The sequence below is a fragment of the Candidatus Planktophila sp. genome (assembly GCF_046070465.1).
Lineage (GTDB): Bacteria > Actinomycetota > Actinomycetes > Nanopelagicales > Nanopelagicaceae > Planktophila.
In genome coordinates, this window is record NZ_JBJTMK010000144.1 from 1 (window position 1) to 3,997 (window position 3,997).

3 protein-coding genes and 1 pseudogene are annotated in these 3,997 nt (G+C 50.6%); 2 read left to right on the forward strand and 2 right to left on the reverse strand.

The annotated features are described in order from the left end of the window. Positions 1–131, forward strand: a pseudogene (locus ACKOVI_RS06390) (electron transfer flavoprotein subunit alpha/FixB family protein); the annotation flags it as partial. Positions 132–255: 124 nt separating this feature from the next. Here the strand turns inward: ACKOVI_RS06390 and ACKOVI_RS06395 are convergent. Together ACKOVI_RS06395 and ACKOVI_RS06400 are read right to left on the reverse strand one after the other, a co-directional pair. After that, positions 256–1,209 carry an electron transfer flavoprotein subunit alpha/FixB family protein gene (locus tag ACKOVI_RS06395; RefSeq protein WP_509603253.1) on the reverse strand — a complete coding sequence of 318 codons (954 nt, stop codon included), beginning with the start codon at positions 1,207–1,209 and terminating at the stop codon, positions 256–258. Beyond that, positions 1,206–1,997: an electron transfer flavoprotein subunit beta/FixA family protein gene (locus tag ACKOVI_RS06400; protein ID WP_509603254.1), complete on the reverse strand. Its 792-nt coding sequence runs from the start codon at positions 1,995–1,997 to the stop codon at positions 1,206–1,208. Before ACKOVI_RS06400 ends, ACKOVI_RS06395 begins: the two co-directional genes overlap by 4 nt. Positions 1,998–2,113: 116 nt before the next feature. On the opposite strand from ACKOVI_RS06400, the gene glgX reads away from it, so the two are divergent. Then, positions 2,114–3,997 (forward strand): glycogen debranching protein GlgX (gene glgX / locus ACKOVI_RS06405; RefSeq protein WP_509603255.1); only part of this gene is annotated, 1,884 nt, incomplete at its 3' end.

Here is a 3,997-nt window from a genome sequence, read left to right on the forward strand (position 1 = left end):
CCAAAACAATCGTTGTCATCAATAAGGACCCGGAGGCTCCACTCTTTGAAATCGCAGATTTCGGGGTAGTCGGCGACCTTTTCACCGTGCTTCCTGCAGCCACAGAAGGGGTTAAGGCACGTAAGGCCTAACTCTTTCCTTCAAACTAGACTGCTCTCGTGAGCATCTACATCGATCATGCGGCTACAACGCCGATGAACCCTGCCGCAATTGAGGTAGATGCTCATAGAGAGCAGTCTAGATTGAAGAGAAGGCTTAGGCCTTACGGGCCTTTACCCCTTCGGTTGCTGCAGGAAGCACGGCAAAGAGGTCTCCGACTACGCCGAAATCTGCGATTTCAAAGAGTGGAGCCTCCGGGTCCTTATTGATGACAACGATTGTTTTGGAAGTCTGCATACCTGCGCGGTGCTGAATCGCACCAGAGATTCCACATGCAACGTAGAGAGCAGGGCTGACAGTCTTACCTGTCTGACCAACTTGATGTGAATGTGGATACCAACCGGCATCAGTTGCAGCACGTGATGCACCCACTGCGGCGCCGAGAGAATCTGCAAAACCTTCAACCGCGGCAAAGTTTCCATCGGTGCCACGACCACCTGAGACAACAATGTTCGCCTCGGTGAGTTCTGGTCGACCACCCTTTACTGGCGGTTGAGTTGAGGAGATGCACGATTTTTTAGAGCTATCAGCAATCGTGACCGTCTCGTTGGAGACTGCGGGAGTTGAAGCGCTGAAATCTGCAGCGACTGAGTTTGGTCGCACAGTGATAACAGGTATTCCGTGGCTTACCGCAGAATGCACTGTTGTAGATCCACCGAAAACTAATTGAGTTGCAACACCACTTGCATCGACATCAACTGCATCGGTGATGATTCCGGATTCGAGAGCCACTGCAACTCGTGCCGCAACCTCCTTACCGAACGCATGGGATGCAACCAACACTGCGGCGGCAGAGTGGTTCTTTGCGACCTGTGCCAGTGCATCGGCTGCTGCCGGAACTCCACAAGCGGCGAAATCTGCAGATTCGATTACGAGAACTTTTGCAATCGGTCCTTGATTAACAGTTGTAAGAAGACTTGCTCCCGCTCCAGGTGCAGCGAGAACAACGGCTGTTACTTCACCGATACGAGCGCCTGCTGTAGCAAGCTCTGCCGTGGTTTTAGTGGCCTTATCTCCTGAGAAATCAGCAAGGATTAATACTGTGCTCATATCAACTTCTTCTCTGCTAGGAAATTAACTAGTGCTTCTGCGCCGCTGCCATTGTCATCTGTGACCTTGACTCCAGCAGCACGTGGTGGACGTGGAGTTGCATCTTTGACTTCAGACCAACCAGATTCGGCTGCAACGCCAATCGCTGCCAAATCTTTTGTCTCAATCGTCTTCTTCTTCGCGGCCATGATTCCTTTAAAGGATGGGTAGCGAGGTTCATTGATTTTCTCAACAACGCTGATCACCGCTGGGAAAGATGCTGAAATCTCATCGACACCAGCTTCAGTTGTGCGAGTGATGGAAACTTTTGACGCACCAGGATCGACTTCAACGCGAGATGCGAATGTCAGCTGACCCCAACCCAGACGAGCGCTGATCATCGCTGGCACAACGCTCATACGAGCATCAGTAGATTCTGTTCCGCAGATAACAAGGTCATATCCACCTGCTGCAATTGCTGCTGCGAGAACCTTTGATGTCATCAGTGCATCGCTGCCGGCGAGCGCTGGATCGGTAACCAAGAGCGCATCATTGGCACCCATAGAAAGCGCTTTCCGGACTGCATCGGTTGCACGATCTGGCCCCATGGAAATGACTGTGATCGAATGTGCAGCATCATCGCCCTCATTGCCACCATGGGCTTCAGCAATTTTCAGCGCTTCTTCGACTGCATATTCATCGAGATCGTTGAGTACCGCGTCAACGCTCTCGCGATCGAGGCGACCATTGACCATCTTCTTCTCAGCCCATGAATCTGGGACCTGCTTTACACACACCGCAATCTTCATGGGCGTGATGTTACTGATGGGTAGCCTTTGCCACAATGACCTAGCGAGATTTTTCTTTGCAGGTTTTTTCAGTGAAAACGAGCGATTCACCGATACCTGCACGGCAGACTACCTCCATGCATCCGGCCGATCCCAGAACGCTTGGCGCCACTCTTACCGATGGCGGCTGCAACTTTGCTATCTGGACTAACGCGGCAGATGCCGTCGAACTCTGCCTCTTCAATGAGGTCAATGGAAAGTTAGTAGAGACTCGTTTCGCACTCTCCCACCGCAATGGACCTATCTGGCACGGATACCTTGCGGGAGTTCGCGCCGGACAACGTTATGGCTATCGCATCTATGGTCCATGGCAACCAGAATACGGAACGCGTTTTAACGCAGCTAAGCTTTTGATCGACCCATATACCCACCGCCTCGATGGTGAAGTTCAGTACGTCCCAGAGATTTATTCCCATGTATCTCCTGATGGAACTGGTGCCGGAGATACCAATGTTCGCGATGATCGCGATAGCGCAGGATTTGTTCCTTACTCAGTTGTGACCGATCACCGCGCTCGCGAAATTCATCGCCCACTTACATCATGGACATCTACAGTTATTTATGAAGCTCATGTTCAGGGACTGACTGCAAAGAACACTCGCATCCCTGCAGAAGAGCGCGGAACATATAAAGCATTGGGTCATGAAAGCACCATCGCTCATCTGCAACATCTCGGTGTGACTGCAATTGAATTACTTCCTATTCATTCCTATGCAACTGAGCCAGGTATCTGGCATCGCGGTCGTAAGAATCACTGGGGCTATAACGCAATTGCATTTTCCGCACCGCATGCAGAGTACGCAGCAACGGATGATCCCATTTCAGAGTTGCAATGGTCGGTCGATCGTTTACACGAATCAGGTATCGAGGTCTATCTCGATGTTGTCTATAACCACACTGCTGAAGGCGGAGTGGGTGGACCAACCCTTTCTTTCAAAGGCATCGACAACAAGGCCTGGTATCGCCAAGATAACAATGGCAACTACGTTGATGTCACAGGGTGCGGAAATACTCTGGCTGCAAGCAATCCTCACGCAGTTCGCCATATTGTGGATTCGTTGCGCTGGTGGGTTGAAGTCATTGGAGTAGATGGCTTCCGTTTCGATCTCGCAACAGCGCTGTACACCAGCAATTCAGCATTTAATTCATCCTTGATGTCAGCGATCGAAGCAGACTCTGTATTGCGTAACTTTAAGATGATTGCCGAACCTTGGGATATCTCACGATATTCACTGGGAGACTTCCCTCATCCATGGCGCGAGTGGAACGATCGCTATCGCGACTCAGTCCGCCAGTTCTGGTTGGGCGACCTTGCACGTGGATATGGCGAAGGAGTCTCAGATCTTGCTGCCGGTATCAGCGGATCTTCAGATGTTTTCTACTATCGCGGGCCAACTTCATCTATTAACTTCGTGACCGCACACGATGGTTTTAGTCTCGCTGACTTGGTGATGTATGCAGAAAAGCATAATGAGCCAAATCAAGAAGAGAACCGTGACGGTTCCAATGACAATCGCACCTGGAACTTGGGGGTTGAAGGTCCTACCGATGACCCTGAAATCACTAAGCATCGTCATTCCTTGAAGAAGTCCATCATGGCAACTTTGATGTTATCTGCTGGTGTACCAATGATCACCATGGGCGATGAAATCTCGCGCACCCAAAATGGTTCTAACAACACTTATTCAATGCCACGCGATATGCATGTTGATATCCCCGATTCACCTGAAACATTTATGGGTGGCTGGGCAAACAAATGGGATCTCAACGATAATGAACTCGATATGCGAGAAGCGGTCGCAGAGCTTGCCCGTATCCGTAAGACATATCTTGCCGATATCGCCGCAGAGTTCTTTACCGGTCGCGTAGATCTTGGAACTCAACGTAAAGATATTGCTTGGTTTAGTCTCGGTGGCAATGAGATGACAGATGAGCACTGGGGCGACGGTGATAAGCGCAGC